The organism is Streptomyces sp. NPDC048352, from assembly GCF_040651895.1.
Classification (GTDB): domain Bacteria; phylum Actinomycetota; class Actinomycetes; order Streptomycetales; family Streptomycetaceae; genus Streptomyces.
In genome coordinates this window covers 50822-65688 of record NZ_JBEZKZ010000021.1, presented here as the reverse complement: position 1 = coordinate 65688, position 14867 = coordinate 50822, and the positions used below count along the sequence as shown (strand labels likewise).

Genomic DNA, 14867 nt, shown 5'->3' with positions numbered 1-14867 from the left:
ACCCCCCACCCCCGATCCGCACCAATGCGCCGCCAATGAAGCACCGGCTGGACCCCAAAGGGCCACACTGGTGACCGCCCGTGTGTAGCTTGGGCCATGGTCTGAGACCCTGATTAGCCAGAGCATGCAATGAGGCTGGAAACCAGCGAGCCGCTGTCAGCCGGAAGGACGGCCGTGCACATCGTCATTATGGGCTGCGGAAGGGTGGGCTCCGCCCTCGCGCAGACCCTGGAACAGCAGGGGCATACGGTCGCCGTGGTCGACCAGGACCCCACCGCATTCCGCCGGCTCGGGGCCTCCTTCGGCGGCCGCCGCGTCACCGGTGTCGGCTTCGACCAGGACACGCTCCGCGAGGCGGGGATCGAGGAGGCGGGGGCCTTCGCCGCCGTCAGCAGTGGTGACAATTCCAACATCATCGCCGCCCGCGTGGCCCGCGAGATGTTCGGCGTGGAGAACGTCGCCGCCCGCATCTACGACCCCAAGCGCGCCGAGGTGTACCAGCGCCTCGGGATCCCCACCGTCGCGACCGTGCGGTGGACCGCCGACCAGATGCTGCGCCGGCTGCTCCCCTCGGGCTCGGAGCCGCTGTGGCGCGACCCGAGCGGCGGGGTGCAGCTCGCGGAGGTGCACACCTCCCCGGCCTGGATCGGGCACAAGGTCAGCACGCTGCAGGAGGAGACCGGCGTCCGCGTCGCGTTCCTCACCCGCCTGGGCGAGGCGACGCTGCCGACTTCGCAGACCGTCCTCCAGGAGGGCGACCTCGTCCACGTGATGATGCGCACGGACGAGATCGACAAGGTCGAGGCGGCCTTCGCCGAGGGCCCCGAGGAGGCACACGCATGAGGGTCGCGATCGCCGGAGCCGGGGCCGTGGGCCGCTCCATCGCGGGTGAGCTGCTGGAGAACGGCCACGAGGTGCTGCTCGTGGACAAGGCGCCGACCGCCATCTCGGTGGAGCGGGTGCCGCAGGCGGAGTGGCTGCTGGCCGACGCCTGCGAGATCACCTCGCTCGACGAGGCGGCACTGCAGCGCTGCAACGTGGTCATCGCCGCGACGGGCGACGACAAGGTCAACCTGGTCGTCTCGCTGCTCGCGAAGACCGAGTACGGGGTGCCCCGGGTGGTGGCCCGGGTGAACAACCCGAAGAACGAGTGGCTCTTCAACGAGTCCTGGGGCGTCGACGTCGCGGTGTCCACGCCGCGCCTGATGTCGGCGCTGGTCGAGGAGGCCGTCAGCGTCGGCGACCTGGTGCGGCTGCTGCGCTTCAGCCACGGCGACGCCAACCTGGTCGAGCTGACCCTGTCGGCCGACTCCTCGGTCGCCGGCACCCAGATCAGCGAGATCTCCTGGCCGGAGGACACCTCCCTGGTCACGATCATCCGGGGCAACCGCGTGCTCACCCCGCACGGCGAGGAGACGCTGGAGCCGGGCGACGAGCTCCTCTTCGTGGCCGCCCAGGCCCGCGAGGAGCAGCTGGAGGACCTCCTCCAGGCCCGCCACTAGGCCGCGGGCACGCGCTCAAGGGCGGACGTGAAGGGGCGGGGTGGCCTGGTGGTCACCCCGCCCCTTCACGTCACGGACGCCGGCGCGGCCCGGTCCCGCCGCTCAGGCCTTCTTCTCCCGGGCGGCCAGCTCCTCGGCCTCGTACTCGGCGATCACGTCGATCGGCGGCGGCGCCTTCGCCAGGAAGACCCAGGTGAAGTACACGGCCAGCACCATCGGCGGCAGCTTCAGCGCGATCAGCACCCAGCCCAGCTGCGTCTCGTCACCCCACCAGTACAGCGGGAAGAGGATCGCGTACTTCGCCAGGAAGACGAGCCCCCAGGCCAGGCTCGCCTTGGTGTACGCCTTCTTGCGCCCCGGGTTGCGGGTGCGCCAGGACAGGTTCTCCTTGAACACCGGCCCCAGGATCACCCCCAGCAGCGGGAACCCCACCAGCGCCGAGACCGTGAAGGCCACGCCCAGGCCGACCCCGTAGATCATGCCGGGCAGGTAGAAGCCCTTGGCGCTGCCCGTGAAGAGGGCGAAGGCCACGCCCACGCCGACGCCGAAGACCCCGCTGAAGGCGTGCTTCACGGTGTCCTTGCGCAGCAGCCGCACGATCACCAGCAGGACCGCGACCACGCCCGCCGCGACGGCGGACATCTTCACGTCCTTGTTGATGGTGTAGATCATGACGAAGAGCAGGCCGGGGAGCATCGTCTCCAAGGTGCCCCGGATGCCGCCGAAGGCGTCGAAGAGCGCCGCCTGCGTGACCGCCTTCTGGTCGTCGGCGGGTGCGGCGCCGGGGTCCGGCGTGGTCGGTTTGTCGAGTGACGTCACCGGTCAGTGCTCCTGTCCGAGCGGTCGGAGTTCGTACTTCGGGTTGAAGAGCACCCGGCGCCCGTGGCTCATCGAGATGCGGCCCGAAGCGATCATGCGCCGCCCGGGCTCGATTCCCACGATCGAGCGACGCCCGAGCCAGACCACGTCCAGCGGGGCCGAGCCGTCGAACAGCTCGGCCTCCAGGGCGGGCACCCCGGCCCGCGGCCGCAGGGTGACGGTGCGGAGGGTTCCGGTCACCTTCACGATCTGGCGGTCGTGGCAGTCGCAGATCCGCGTGCACCCCGCGGCTTCTGCGTCCTCCTGCAGTTCCGCCGAATGCAGCTCCTCCTGGGAGGTGGACAGCCGCTCTATCATCCGGCGGAACCGGCCCGCCGGCCTGGCCGGTTTCGCGGGCTTCTCGGGACGCGGTTCAGCACTCATACAGGAAGCCTACCGGCGCCCCGGCCGCCTCTCGAAGCCCCGCTACCGCTCGAAGCGGTACCCCATGCCCGGTTCGGTGATGAAGTGCCGGGGGTGCGAGGGGTCCGCCTCCAGCTTGCGGCGCAGCTGGGCCATGTAGACGCGCAGGTAGTTGGTCTCCTTGCCGTAGGCGGGCCCCCAGACCTCCCGCAGCAGCTGCTTCTGGCTGACCAGCCTGCCGCCGCCCCGCACCAGCACCTCCAGCAGGTGCCACTCGGTGGGGGTGAGGCGTACGTCGCGCCCCTCGCGCACCGCCTTCTTGGCGGCGAGGTCCACCGTGAAGCCCTCGGTCTCCACGAGCACCTCGTCCCCGCCCGTCCCGGTGGCGGGCTCCGCCCGGCGGACCGCGGCGCGCAGCCGGGCCAGGAGCTCGTCCATGCCGAAGGGCTTGGTGACGTAGTCGTCGGCGCCGGCGTCGAGCGCCTCGACCTTCTCGTCGGAGCTGTGGCGGGCCGAGAGCACCAGGATCGGCACCCGCGTCCAGCCGCGGAGCCCCCTGATCACCTCGACGCCGTCCATGTCGGGCAGGCCGAGGTCGAGGACGACCACGTCGGGGTGGCGGGCGGCCGCGAGCTCCAGGGCGCCCGCCCCGTCGCCGGCCGCGTCGACCTCGTACGCGCGCGCCCTGAGGTTGATCACGAGGGCTCGGACGATCTGCGGCTCGTCGTCCACCACGAGCACCCGGGTCATCGGGGACCTGCTTCCTGTCGTGCGGGGAGCTCCCCGGCTTCCGTCGGTCCCCGCTCCGGGTTCCGCGTTCCCTCCGCGCCGCCGGGCTCCTCCTGCGGGCGGCCGCGGGTCGCCGCGCGCAGGCAGAGCACCATCGTCAGCCCGCCCCCGGGCGTGTCCTCGGCGGCGAGGGTGGCGTCCATGGACTCGGCGAAGCCCCGGGCCACCGCCAGCCCCAAGCCGACGCCGGCGCCGCGCGGGGCGTCGCCGTGCCGCTGGAACGGGGCGAATATCCGCTCCTTGGCCTCGTCGGGGACCCCGGGGCCGCGGTCGACGACGCGCACCTCGACCCGGTCGCCGAGGACGCTGGCGGCGACCAGGACCCGCTGCCCGGGAGGGCTGTACTTGACGGCGTTCTCCACCACGTTGGCCACGGCCCGCTCCAGCAGCCCCGGGTCCGCCGCCACCATCGGCAGGGTTTCCGGCACGTCCAGCAGCACGCTGTCCTCCGGTACGCCGCCCAGCGCCACCGGGACCACCTCGTCGAGGTCGACCTCCCGGATCAGGGGCGTCACGCTGCCGGTGCGGAGCCGGGACATGTCCAGCAGGTTGCCGACCAGGTGGTCGAGCCGGTCGGCGCCCTCCTCGATGCCGGCCAGGAGCTCGGCCCGGTCCTCCTCGGACCAGTCCACGTCGTCGGAGCGCAGGGAGCTGACAGAGGCCTTGATGGAGGCCAGGGGCGTACGCAGGTCATGGCTGACGGCAGCCAGCAGGGCGGTCCGGATCCGGTTGCCCTCGGCCAGCCGGCGGGCCTCCTCCGCCTCCCCCACGAGCCGCTGCCGGTCCAGCACCACGGCGGCCTGGGCGGCGAAGGCGCCGAGCACCCGGCGGTCCTCGGCGGGCAGCACCCGCCCGGACAGGGCCAGGGCCATGTGGTCGCCGATCGGCATGTCCACGTCGGCGTCCTCGGGCCGCGCCGCCGGGCGGGGCCCGACGCTGCCGGCCCGGGTCCACGGCTCCGCCCCGCCCGCCCGCTCCAGCAGGGCCACCGACTCCATCGCGAAGGTCTCGCGCACCCGCTCCAGCAGCGCGTCCAGGGCCGCCTCCCCGCGCAGCACGCTCCCGGCCAGGAAGGAGAGGACCTCGGACTCGGCCCGCAGCCGGGCGGCCTGGTGCGTGCGCCGGGCCGCCAGGTCCACCACCGAGGCCACCGCGACGGCGACGCCGAAGAACACGGCGATGGCCATGATGTTCCGGGGGTCGGAGACGGTGAGGCGGTGCAGCGGCGGGGCGAAGAAGTAGTTCAGCAGCAGCGACCCGGAGGCCGCCGAGGCCAGCGCCGGCCACAGCCCGCCCAGCAGCGCGGCGGCGACCGTCAGCGCCAGGAAGAGCAGCATGTCGTTGGCGAGGCCGGGATCGGTGTCGATGTGCGTCAGCAGCGCGCACAGCAGCACGGGCAGGACCACCCCGGCCACCCAGCCGGCCGCGATCCTGGTCCGGCCGAGCCGGGCCGCCGAGCGGACCCCGGGCAGCCCCCGCCCCCGGGCGACCTCCTCGTGGGTGACGATGTGCACGTCGAGGTCGGGGCCCGAGTCGCGGGCGACGGTGGCGCCCACCCCGGGCCCCAGGACGTACTGCCAGGCCTTGCGGCGGCTGGAGCCCAGGACGATCTGGGTCGCGTTGACCCCGCGGGCGAAGGCGAGGAGCGCCTCGGGGACGCGGTCGCCGATCACATGGTGAAACGTTCCGCCAAGATCCTCGACCAGGGTCCGCTGCACCGCGAGCTCCTTGGGGGTGGCCGAGGTCAGCCCGTCGCTGCGGGCGATGTACACGGCGAGGACCTCGCTGCCGGAGCCCTTGGCGGCCATCCGGGCGGCCCGGCGGATCAGGGTGCGGCCCTCGGGCCCGCCGGTCAGGCCCACGACGATCCGTTCGCGGGCCTGCCAGGTCGAGCGGATGCCGTGCTCGCCCCGGTACTGCTGGAGGTGCTCGTCGGCCCGGTCGGCGACCCACAGGAGCGCCAGCTCCCGCAGCGCGGTCAGGTTGCCGGGCCGGAAGTAGTGGGACAGGGCCGCGTCGACCTTGTCCGGCCGGTAGACGTTGCCGTGCGCCATGCGCCGGCGCAGCGCCTGCGGGGACATGTCGACCAGCTCGATCTGGTCGGCCCGCCGCACCACCTCGTCCGGCACGGTCTCGCGCGGGCGCACCCCGGTGATCGTCTCCACCACGTCCCCGAGGGACTCCAGGTGCTGGATGTTGACGGTGGACACCACGTCGATCCCGGCCCGCAGCAGCTCCTCGACGTCCTGCCAGCGCTTGGCGTTGCGCGAGCCGGGGGCGTTGGTGTGCGCGAGCTCGTCGACCAGGGCCACGGCCGGGCGCCGGGCGAGCACGCCGTCCACGTCCATCTCGGAGAAGGCGGCGCCCCGGTCGGACAGAGGCCGCCCGGGTACCCGTTCCAGGCCGTGCAGCACCGCCTCGGTACGCGGCCGCCCGTGGTGCTCGACGAAGCCGACGACGCAGTCGGTGCCCCGCTCCACCCGGCGGTGGCCCTCCGCGAGCATGGCGTACGTCTTGCCCACCCCGGGGGCCGCGCCGAGATAGATCCTTAGCCTGCCGCGTCCCATGCGCTCATTCTCGGGGACGTTCCCGCCGTTCCCGTGCGGAAAGGGCGCCTGACGGACATCCCTGACGCATCCCTGACGCGGTCCTCCGCCCGCCGGGCGCGCCGAAGCCGGCGCGCCCCGCCCGCGAACGGAACGGGGCCCACCGGCGAGCCGCCCTGCGGCGTCAGCGGACCTCGGTGATCTCCGGGCCCCGCTCGAGCTGTCCCATGCCGCCGGAGAAGCGCGAGCCCTCCTGGTCCTCGGCCGTCTGCACGCCGTCCGGCACCATCTGCGCGTCGTTCGGCAGCTTCAGGACGATCGGGTCGCGCGGGGCCATGGGGCCGTCGCCGCGGACGACGACGGTGTCCCGGAAGATCTGCTCCAGCACACCGGCCGCCTCGGGGCGCACCGCGCCCTGGCCGGAGATGACGCCGCGCAGGAACCAGCGCGGGCCGTCGACGCCGACGAAGCGCACCAGCTGGGCGCCGGTCTGTCCGTCGGGCAGCGGTACGGGGACCTGCGCGCGCAGCTCCCAGCCCAGCGCACCGTCGACCTCGTCGATGATGCCGCCCTGCTGGGTGATGCCCGAGGCGATCTCGTCGCGGACCTCGCCCCAGATGCCCTCCTTCTTGGGGGCGGCGAAGGCCTGCAGCTGCACGGCGCTGTCGCCGAGGACCACGGTGGCCGCCACGATCGCGTCACCGGCGACCTCGACGCGCAGTTCCATGCCCTCGACACCGGGTACGAGGATGCCGCCCAGGTCGACCCGGCCGTCAGCCGGGTTGCCGAGCACCTCGGAGACGTCCCACGGGCCGTCGGGCCGCGGGGCGGGGGGCAGGTTCAGCCGGCGCGGTGCGGCGGTTTCCTCGCCGCCGTCCCGCTCGTCGGCAGCCACGCCGTTCGCGACCTGCTCGGCCGCGCCGCCGTCGTTGGCGGAGTCGTTCTTCTTGCGACGTCCGAACACGTCACTGTCCTTCCCGGTCGGATACGACCGAAGCGTAGCCATTCCCACCCTGCTGCTGACCAGCCCCGGATCCGGCCACGGCCGCATGACCGCCGGTGGAGCCGAACCCCCCGTCGGCCCGGGCCGAGCCGGGAAGTTCCGCGACCTCGTGGAAGCGCACCTTCTCGACCCGCTGGACAACCAGCTGGGCAATGCGGTCGAAGCGCTCGAACCGGACGCTCTCGCGCGGGTCGAGATTGACCACGATCACCTTGATCTCCCCACGGTACCCGGCATCCACCGTCCCCGGGGCATTCACGAGCGCGAGCCCGCAGCGGGCGGCCAGGCCCGAGCGCGGGTGCACGAACGCCGCGTACCCGTCGGGCAGGGCGATGGAGACTCCGGTGGGCAGCACGGCCCGCTCCCCCGGCTCCAGCTCGGCGGCCACGGTGGTCACCAGGTCGCACCCGGCGTCGCCGGGGTGGCCGTAGGCGGGGATGGGCACGTCGGGGTCGACGCGGCGGATCAGCACGTCGACGTCATGACGGGCGGCTTGGCTGTTCTGGGACATCAGGGGTTCACCTCGAAGGCGCGTGCGCGCCTGACCTGGTCCGGGTCGGACATCGCCGCCCGGATCTCCTCGGGCCGACCGTTGTCGATGAAGTGGTCGACCTTCACCTCGATGAAGAGCGCGTCGGCGCGGACGGCGACGGGGCCGTCCGGGCCGCCTATCCGGCCCACCGCCGTGGAGTAGATCTTCCGGCCCGCGACGGCCGTGACCTCCGCCTCCAGGTACAGGACGGTGTCCACGGGGACGGGCCGCACGAAGTCGGTCTCCAGCCGGCCGGTCACCGCTATGACGCGCAGCAGCCAGTTCAGGGAACCGAGCGTCTCGTCGAGCGCGGTGGCCAGCACGCCGCCGTGGGCGAGGCCGGGTGCTCCCTGGTGGGCGGGCTTGACGGTGAACTCCGCGGTGATGCGTACGCCCTCGCCCGCGCGGGCCTCCAGGTGGAGGCCGTGCGGCTGGCCGCCGCCGCAGCCGAAACAGTGCTCGTAGTGCGCGCCGAGCAGCTCCCCGGGCGCCGGGGCGTCGGGGTGCCGGACCGGTGCCGTGGCATCGGCCGGGGGCGTCAACGCTGTGTTTCGTCCACTCACAGCCGCTGACCTTACCCGCGCGGCTACCCGCCGGTCGCCTCGTGGGAGGCTTGGTTCCATGCAGCTCTCCCCCGCGCACCACGACGAACGCCTCTCCGCCCCCCGCTCCTGGTGGGGCATCGCCGCACTGACCGGTCTGGCGTGCGCGCTGATGCTGCTGCCGCTCGGCACGCTGCCGATGCTGGCGGGGCTGGTCGGCGGCGCCGCGCTGGCGGGGCTGCTGGTGAGCTCGTACGGTTCCGCGCGCGTGCGCGTGGTGGGCGGCGCGCTGGCGGCGGGCGACGCCCGGATCCCGGTGGCGGCGCTGGGCGAGCCGGAGGTGCTGGAGGCGGAGGAGGCGCGGGCGTGGCGCACCTACAAGGCCGACCCCCGGGCCTTCATGCTGATGCGCAGCTACGTGCCCACGGCGGTGCGGGTCGAGGTCACCGACCCGGCGGACCCGACCCCTTACGTGTACGTGTCCACGCGCGAGCCCCAGGCCCTGGCGGCGGCCGTCCGGGCGGCGAAGAGCGCCCGCGCCGACGTCTGAGGCCGGCTCCGGCGCAGGCCTCGACGGCACCCTTCAGCGCCGGGCGTCCGGATCGCCGCCTTCGAGGGCGGCCCTGGTGGCCTCGGGAAGGGCCTCGGAGGGGTGCTCCAGGGGCGGCAGGGCGGGCAGGGCGTCCCACGGCACGGCACGGCTCCGCAGGTCCCCACGGACCTTCTCGGCGAGTTTCCTGGTGTCGCGGCGGTTCAGGACCGCTCCGACGGCGGCGCCCACCATGAACGGCATCAGGTTCGGCAGGTTGCGGACCATCCGCTTCATGATCTGCTGGCGCAGTTCGCGCTTCATCTGGCCGCCGAGGGCCGCGTTGAGCGTGGTCGGCTTGGTCAGGTCGATCCCGCGCTCCTCGGTCCAGGAGGACAGGTAGGCGATGCTGCGGTCCTTCAGGCCGCCCGGCGGGCGCTGCCCGTAGACCTCGTGCAGCTCGGCGATCAGCTTCAGCTCGATCGCGGCGACCGCGGTGATCTCCGCGGCCAGCTCGGCCGGCATCGCGGGAGGGACCGGCAGCATGGCCGCGGCGCCGATGCCCGCCCCCACGGTCGAGGTGCCGTTGGACGCCCCGGCGATCAGCTTGTCGGCCAGCTGGTCGGGACCGAGGCCCGGGAACTGCGCGCGCAGGGTCGCGAGGTCCCGTACCGGAACGCGCGGGGCGTTCTCGATGACCCGGTCGGTGATGTACAGGGCGGCGGCTCGCGCACTCTCGCCGCCCTTGCGCACACCGTTCTTGACGGCTTGCATCCGACGCGTCCCGGGCCTGCCCCGGGACTCCTCGTCCACCCCTGTGGCCGACGGCACCGCCGCTGCGGTGTCGGACGGCACGACGGCCTTTCCGGTGGCCTGGCCGCCGGCGGTCCCGGGGCCCGTTGCCGGGCCCGTTGCCGCCGCCCGGTCCGGTGCCGCCGGATCGCCGGATTTCCGGAAACGTCGCTTGCGGAAGGGCGTCGAGCCGGTCACGACCGACCTCAGTCGCAGTCGCGGCAGATCGGCTGGCCGTTCTTCTCGCGCGCCAGCTGGCTGCGGTGGTGCACCAGGAAGCAGCTCATGCAGGTGAACTCGTCGGCCTGCTTGGGCAGCACCCGGACGGCCAGCTCCTCGTTGGAGAGGTCGGCGCCCGGGAGCTCGAGGCTCTCGGCGCCGTCGAAGTCCTCGATGTCAACGCTGGAGGACGACTTCTCGCTGCGCCGAGCCTTGAGCTCTTCGATGCTGTCGTTGTCGACGTCGTCGTCGGTCTTGCGTGGGGTGTCGTAGTCCGTTGCCATTTTTTCGCTCTCCCCCTCTGGGATTTAGCGGTGTCTCAGCGCACGTAACGCGCGAGAGGCCGGACTTGTGCCCGACCTGAGGCGGAGATTTTGCCTCACATCAAGGTCTGTTACTCAATCGACACCCAGCCGTCGCCCGGGAGAGCTCGTGGCCGGGATGTCGAGCGGGACCGTACACGGTCCGGGGGTCGTCTTGCACAAACGCCACCCCGTGTATTTCCCGCCATACAGGGGGCCGGAAACCCGGACTTCCCGGGCTTTCCGGCCGTCTTGGGGTCACAGAACGCACATGAGCCGACACCCGCCACTGTGATCGATCACACAGGCGGTGTCCACGAACGCCGTCCGGGCGTTCCGCTCACGGCGAACGGAACCCGGGCGGCTCAAAGGGGCAGCGTGACACGCATCACGAGGCCACCGCCCTCCCGGGGCGTCGCGAGGATGCGGCCGCCGTGTGCGCGCGCCACAGAGCGCGCGATCGACAGGCCGAGCCCCACACCCTTGTCACTGCCCGTTCGCTCGGTACGCAGCCGTCTGAAGGGCTCGAAGAGGCTGTCCACCTCGTACGCGGGAACCACGGGACCCGTGTTCGATACGACGAGCACCGCCTGGCCGTGCTGCGCCTCGGTCGTGACCTCCACCCAGCCGCCCTCCGGCACGTTGTACCGGACGGCGTTCTGCACCAGGTTGAGGGCGATCCGCTCCAGCAGGACGCCGTTGCCCTGGACCACGGCCGGGGCGCGCTCGCCGCGGATCTCCACGCCCTTGGCGACGGCCTCGCCGCGGGCCTGGTCGATGGCGCGCGAGGCGACCTCCGCGAGGTCCACCGGTTTGCGTTCCACGATCTGGTTCTCGCTGCGGGCGAGCAGCAGCAGGCCCTCGACCAGCTGCTCGCTGCGCTCGTTGGTGGCCAGCAGCGTCCTGCCCAGCTGCTGGAGCTCCACCGGCGCTCCGGGGTCCGAGAGGTGGACCTCCAGCAGCGTCCGGTTGATGGCCAGCGGGGTCCGCAGCTCGTGCGAGGCGTTGGCCACGAAGCGCTGCTGTGCCGTGAAGGCCCGCTCCAGGCGGTCGAGCATCTCGTCGAAGGTGTCCGCGAGCTCCTTGAGCTCGTCGTCCGGGCCGTCCAGCTCGATCCGCCGGGTCAGGTCGGAACCCACCACCCGGCGGGCGGTCCGGGTGATCTTGCCCAGCGGCGAGAGCACCCGGCCGGCCATCGCGTAACCGAAGGCGAAGGCGATGACGCTGAGGCCCAGGAGGGCCATCAGGGACCGGCTGAGCAGGTCGTCCAGGGCGTGCTTGCGCTGGTCGAGGATGCACTGCGCGATCGCGGCGTTGAACTGGTCGATCGACTGGTCGATGCCGACCCCGGAGCAGGTGGTGCTGGAGACCTCGACCTTCTGCCCGCCGACGATCTTGAACGGGAGCGCGTTGCCCTCCCTCAGGGCCTGCGCGGCCAGCAGGTAGATGATCGACAGCAGCAGGATCCCGGCGATCAGGAACATGCCGCCGTACAGCAGCGTGAGCCTTATCCGGATGGTCGGTCTCAGCCAAGGGAAGGGACCCTCGGGGTGGCCGGGGTCCCAGGTCGGTTTCGGTGGCGCCGCGGGTGGCGCCGGAGTAGAGGCCACCGGGTCAGATCCGGTAGCCGGAGCCGGGCACGGTGACGATCACCGGGGGCTCCCCGAGTTTGCGGCGCAGCGTCATGACGGTCACCCGGACGACGTTGGTGAACGGGTCGGTGTTCTCGTCCCAGGCCTTCTCCAGCAGCTGCTCGGCGGACACCACGGTCCCCTCGCTGCGCATGAGCACCTCCAGCACCGCGAACTCCTTGGGCGCCAGCTGCACCTCGCGGCCCTCGCGGAAGACCTCGCGCCGGTTCGGGTCCAGCTTGATGCCGGCCCGCTCCAGTACGGGCGGCAGCGCGACGGTGGTGCGCCGGCCGAGGGCGCGCACGCGGGCGATCAGCTCGGTGAAGGCGAAGGGCTTGGGAAGGTAGTCGTCGGCCCCCAGCTCCAGGCCCTCGACGCGGTCGCTGACGTCCCCGGACGCCGTGAGCATGAGCACGCGCGTGGGCATGCCGAGCTCGATGATCTTCCGGCAGACGTCGTCGCCGTGCACCAGCGGAAGGTCCCGGTCGAGCACGACCACGTCGTAGTCGTTCACCCCGACGCGCTCCAGGGCCGCGGCACCGTCGTACACGACGTCCACGGCCATGGCCTCCCGGCGCAGGCCGGTGGCCACCGCATCGGCGAGCAGCTGCTCGTCCTCGACGACGAGTACGCGCACGTCGTTTCCTTCCTTCGAGCCCGGCTGGGCAGGCACACGTGTATTGCGCCTCCATCCTGCCGGTTTCGGCCGTAAACCGGCTGTAAGGCGCCCCTGGACCCCGTTCGGAAGGGGATCCGGCGCCGGAACTGAGGATTCCCTCGCCTTACGAGGTTTCTGCGCCCAGGGTGCCGGGGAGGACGACTGCACACCCCAACCACCCCGACGCGGCGGACTGCTTCGCGCTCTCCCGCCGCCGACCCACGCAGAGGGGGCGCACCCACCATGGACGCATTCACCGCGGGTCTCCTGCAGCGCATCAAGGCCACGCAGTCGGACCTGAGCAAGGCCCGTGAGACGGGCGACGACTACCTCGCGGATGTGGAACAGGCCGAACTGGAGGACCTCCAGCGGCTCGCCGCGGAACACGGCGTGCCGGTCACGGCCGCCTGACCCGACGCACCACCGGGCTCCCAGCGCACCCACCGGACCCCGGCCGCCCGATGGCGGCCGGGGTCCGGTGCCGTGCCGTGCCGTCAGTCGTGCCAGGCCCCGGCTTCCTCCAGCAGCGGCTGGAGCGAGGCGAAGACCGCCGGGGAGGCCGCCAGCACCAGCTCGCCGGAGGCCGGCCGGCCGGGCCGGCCGCCGGTGAGGGCCCCCGCCTCGCGGGCGATCAGGTCGCCCGCGGCGAGGTCCCAGGGGTTGAGCCCGCGCTCCCAGTACCCGTCGAGGCGCCCGGCCGCAACGTCGCACAGGTCGAGCGCCGCCGAGCCGGCGCGCCGGACGTCCCGGACCAGCGGGATGATCCGCGCGGCCACCTCGGCCTGGTGGGCCCGCCGCGTCTGGACGTACGCGAACCCGGTGGCGACCAGCGCCTGGTCCAGCGGCGCGGCCGCCCGGCAGGCCAGCCGGGCGGGGCCCGACCAGGCACCGCCGCCCAGCACCGCGTGGTACGTCTCCCCGCGCATCGGCGCCGCCACGACGCCCACCACCGTCTCGCCCCCGAACTCGGCCGCGATGGACACACCCCAGCCGGGCAGCCCGTAGAGGTAGTTGACGGTGCCGTCGAGCGGGTCGATCACCCAGCGCACCCCGCTCGTGCCGGGGCTGTCCGCGCCCTCCTCGCCCAGCAGCCCGTCCGCGGGCCGCCGTTCGGCGAGGATGTCGGTGATCAGCTTCTCGGCGGCGATGTCCATCTCGGTCACCACGTCGATCGGGCTGCTCTTCGTCGCGGCCACCGCCAGGTCCGCCGGCCTGCCGTCGCGCAGCAGTGCCCCGGCCCGCCGGGCGGCCTCCAGGGCGACGTCCAGCAGTTCGGCCTTCAGCTCTTCGGAGATCATGCCGTCCCCCTACGCGTACGGGCTGTCGGCGCCGGCGGCGGCCGGCCGGGGAGCGCGGGCCGGGCAGCAGCCCACCGCGCACAGGTCGTGGCTCTGGCCCAGGCTGCCCACCCAGCACTCTTGGGCCCGCTCGCCGCGTTCGCGCGCGGCGCGTTCCAGCACCAGCTCCCGTACCGCAGCGGCGAAGCGGGGGTCGGCGCCGACCGTCACGGAGCGTTGGGCGGGCAGGCCGAGTTCGGCCGCCTTGGCCGTGGCCTCGGTGTCGAGGTCGTACAGGACCTCCATGTGGTCGGAGACGAAGCCGATCGGCACCATGACGACGGCGGGCGCCCCGTCGGCGTGCAGGGCCTCGAGGTGGTCGCAGATGTCGGGCTCCAGCCACGGGACGTGCGGGGCGCCGCTGCGGGACTGGTAGACCAGCTTCCAGGGGTGCGCGCGGCCGGTCTCCACGGCCACGGCGTCCGCGATCACCCGGGCCACGTCCAGGTGCTGCCTGACGTACGCGCCGCCCTCGCCGCCCTCGGTGTGTTCCTCGACCGGGCCGGAGGCGTCGGCGGCGGCCGTCGGGATGGAGTGGGTGGTGAAGGCCAGGTGGGCGCCGTCGCGGACGTCGGCGGGCAGCGCCGCGAGGGAGGCCACCACCCCGTCGATCATGGGCTCCACGAAGCCGGGGTGGTTGAAGTAGTGCCGCAGCTTGTCCACGCGCGGCAGCTCCAGGCCCTCCTCGGCCAGGGCGGCCAGCGCGTCGGCGAGGTTCTCGCGGTACTGGCGGCAGCCCGAGTACGAGGCGTAGGCGCTGGTGGCGAGGACGGCGATGCGGCGGCGCCCGTCGCGGACCATCTCCCGCAGGACGTCGGTCAGGTACGGGGCCCAGTTGCGGTTGCCCCAGTAGACGGGCAGGTCCAGCCCGTGCTCGGCGAAGTCCTTGCGCAGGGCGTCCAGCAGCTCGCGGTTCTGCGCGTTGATCGGGCTGACCCCGCCGAAGCCGAAGTAGTGCTGCCCGACCTCCTTGAGCCGCTCGCGCGGGATGCCGCGCCCGCGCGTGACGTTCTCCAGGAACGGCACGACGTCGTCGGGTCCCTCGGGGCCGCCGAAGGAGAGCAGCAGCAGGGCGTCGTAGGGGGCGGCGGGGCCTTCGGCCGCGGGCTCGGCGGTGGAACGGAGCTGGTCTGACATGCCCCGAATCCTGCCACCCGGGGTCCGCCGGGGAGAACCGGCCGGTCCGCATCCCGGACGCGTCGCAGGTAAGGTGACCCTAAGTTCACGCGTTGATTCCTCCCCATGCGGGCGCCTTGTCGGCCGT

The 14867-nt window shown here is 72.9% G+C and carries 17 protein-coding genes; 4 read left to right on the top strand and 13 right to left on the bottom strand.

Annotated features, from left to right (window positions below):
• Positions 1-174: 174 nt before the first annotated feature.
• Together AB0D45_RS14130 and AB0D45_RS14125 are read left to right on the top strand one after the other, a co-directional pair.
• Positions 175-843, top strand: coding sequence for a TrkA family potassium uptake protein (locus AB0D45_RS14130; RefSeq protein WP_361599584.1), 669 nt, complete (start codon positions 175-177; stop codon positions 841-843).
• A complete protein-coding gene (locus AB0D45_RS14125; protein ID WP_007267059.1) occupies positions 840-1502 on the top strand; it encodes a TrkA family potassium uptake protein in 663 nt (220 codons plus the stop codon). The genes AB0D45_RS14130 and AB0D45_RS14125 overlap by 4 nt, the downstream gene beginning before the upstream one ends.
• A 102-nt stretch (positions 1503-1604) precedes the next feature.
• On the opposite strand, the gene AB0D45_RS14120 is transcribed toward AB0D45_RS14125, so the two are convergent.
• From AB0D45_RS14120 to AB0D45_RS14090, 7 genes are all read right to left on the bottom strand, one after another.
• Positions 1605-2321: a DUF3159 domain-containing protein gene (locus tag AB0D45_RS14120; protein ID WP_362458293.1), complete on the bottom strand. Its 717-nt coding sequence runs from the start codon at positions 2319-2321 to the stop codon at positions 1605-1607.
• 3 nt (positions 2322-2324) lie between these two features.
• Complete coding sequence (locus tag AB0D45_RS14115; protein WP_078950496.1) at positions 2325-2744, bottom strand: OB-fold nucleic acid binding domain-containing protein; 420 nt, start codon at positions 2742-2744, stop codon at positions 2325-2327.
• A 42-nt stretch (positions 2745-2786) separates the two neighbouring features.
• Positions 2787-3473 carry a response regulator gene (locus AB0D45_RS14110; RefSeq protein ID WP_362458290.1) on the bottom strand — a complete coding sequence of 229 codons (687 nt, stop codon included), beginning with the start codon at positions 3471-3473 and terminating at the stop codon, positions 2787-2789.
• A complete protein-coding gene (locus AB0D45_RS14105; protein WP_362458287.1) occupies positions 3470-6079 on the bottom strand; it encodes a sensor histidine kinase KdpD in 2610 nt (869 codons plus the stop codon). Before AB0D45_RS14105 ends, AB0D45_RS14110 begins: the two co-directional genes overlap by 4 nt.
• 163 nt (positions 6080-6242) lie before the next feature.
• Positions 6243-7022: a DUF3710 domain-containing protein gene (locus tag AB0D45_RS14100; protein ID WP_361599596.1), complete on the bottom strand. Its 780-nt coding sequence runs from the start codon at positions 7020-7022 to the stop codon at positions 6243-6245.
• 1 nt (position 7023) lies between these two features.
• Positions 7024-7572 carry a dUTP diphosphatase gene (gene dut, locus AB0D45_RS14095; protein WP_361599599.1) on the bottom strand — a complete coding sequence of 183 codons (549 nt, stop codon included), beginning with the start codon at positions 7570-7572 and terminating at the stop codon, positions 7024-7026.
• Positions 7572-8156: a PaaI family thioesterase gene (locus tag AB0D45_RS14090; protein WP_361599602.1), complete on the bottom strand. Its 585-nt coding sequence runs from the start codon at positions 8154-8156 to the stop codon at positions 7572-7574. The genes dut and AB0D45_RS14090 overlap by 1 nt, the downstream gene beginning before the upstream one ends.
• Before the next feature lie 58 nt (positions 8157-8214).
• On the opposite strand from AB0D45_RS14090, the gene AB0D45_RS14085 reads away from it, so the two are divergent.
• Entirely contained in the window at positions 8215-8685 is a 471-nt protein-coding gene (locus AB0D45_RS14085; RefSeq protein ID WP_361599605.1) for a DUF3093 domain-containing protein, read from the top strand.
• A gap of 33 nt (positions 8686-8718) precedes the next feature.
• Here the strand turns inward: AB0D45_RS14085 and AB0D45_RS14080 are convergent, their stop codons facing one another.
• From AB0D45_RS14080 to AB0D45_RS14065, 4 genes are all read right to left on the bottom strand, one after another.
• Positions 8719-9654, bottom strand: coding sequence for a hypothetical protein (locus tag AB0D45_RS14080; RefSeq protein WP_362458282.1), 936 nt, complete (start codon positions 9652-9654; stop codon positions 8719-8721).
• A gap of 8 nt (positions 9655-9662) precedes the next feature.
• A complete protein-coding gene (locus AB0D45_RS14075) occupies positions 9663-9959 on the bottom strand; it encodes a DUF4193 domain-containing protein (protein ID WP_361599611.1) in 297 nt (98 codons plus the stop codon).
• A 383-nt stretch (positions 9960-10342) separates the two neighbouring features.
• Positions 10343-11587 (bottom strand): HAMP domain-containing sensor histidine kinase, encoded by a 1245-nt coding sequence (locus AB0D45_RS14070; RefSeq protein WP_361599614.1) that lies wholly within the window; start codon positions 11585-11587, stop codon positions 10343-10345.
• Positions 11588-11591: 4 nt separating this feature from the next.
• Entirely contained in the window at positions 11592-12245 is a 654-nt protein-coding gene (locus AB0D45_RS14065) for a response regulator transcription factor (protein WP_361599617.1), read from the bottom strand.
• A 264-nt stretch (positions 12246-12509) separates the two neighbouring features.
• On the opposite strand from AB0D45_RS14065, the gene AB0D45_RS14060 reads away from it, so the two are divergent.
• Positions 12510-12677 (top strand): hypothetical protein, encoded by a 168-nt coding sequence (locus tag AB0D45_RS14060; RefSeq protein ID WP_361599620.1) that lies wholly within the window; start codon positions 12510-12512, stop codon positions 12675-12677.
• Positions 12678-12760: 83 nt separating this feature from the next.
• Here the strand turns inward: AB0D45_RS14060 and AB0D45_RS14055 are convergent, their stop codons facing one another.
• A complete protein-coding gene (locus AB0D45_RS14055) occupies positions 12761-13561 on the bottom strand; it encodes an inositol monophosphatase family protein (protein ID WP_362458357.1) in 801 nt (266 codons plus the stop codon).
• 12 nt (positions 13562-13573) lie between these two features.
• Positions 13574-14740 (bottom strand): ferrochelatase, encoded by a 1167-nt coding sequence (locus AB0D45_RS14050; protein WP_362458277.1) that lies wholly within the window; start codon positions 14738-14740, stop codon positions 13574-13576.
• Positions 14741-14867 lie beyond the last annotated feature (127 nt).

Excerpts from the sequence above, each read along its gene's own strand:
- AB0D45_RS14125 (WP_007267059.1), top strand. The coding sequence starts at position 840 with ATGAGGGTCGCGATCGCCGGAGCCGGGGCCGTGGGCCGCTCCATCGCG.
- AB0D45_RS14115 (WP_078950496.1), bottom strand. The coding sequence starts at position 2,744 with ATGAGTGCTGAACCGCGTCCCGAGAAGCCCGCGAAACCGGCCAGGCCG.
- AB0D45_RS14110 (WP_362458290.1), bottom strand. The coding sequence starts at position 3,473 with ATGACCCGGGTGCTCGTGGTGGACGACGAGCCGCAGATCGTCCGAGCC.
- AB0D45_RS14105 (WP_362458287.1), bottom strand. The coding sequence starts at position 6,079 with ATGGGACGCGGCAGGCTAAGGATCTATCTCGGCGCGGCCCCCGGGGTG.
- dut (WP_361599599.1), bottom strand. The coding sequence starts at position 7,572 with ATGTCCCAGAACAGCCAAGCCGCCCGTCATGACGTCGACGTGCTGATC.
- AB0D45_RS14085 (WP_361599605.1), top strand. The coding sequence starts at position 8,215 with ATGCAGCTCTCCCCCGCGCACCACGACGAACGCCTCTCCGCCCCCCGC.
- AB0D45_RS14075 (WP_361599611.1), bottom strand. The coding sequence starts at position 9,959 with ATGGCAACGGACTACGACACCCCACGCAAGACCGACGACGACGTCGAC.
- AB0D45_RS14060 (WP_361599620.1), top strand. The coding sequence starts at position 12,510 with ATGGACGCATTCACCGCGGGTCTCCTGCAGCGCATCAAGGCCACGCAG.
- AB0D45_RS14050 (WP_362458277.1), bottom strand. The coding sequence starts at position 14,740 with ATGTCAGACCAGCTCCGTTCCACCGCCGAGCCCGCGGCCGAAGGCCCC.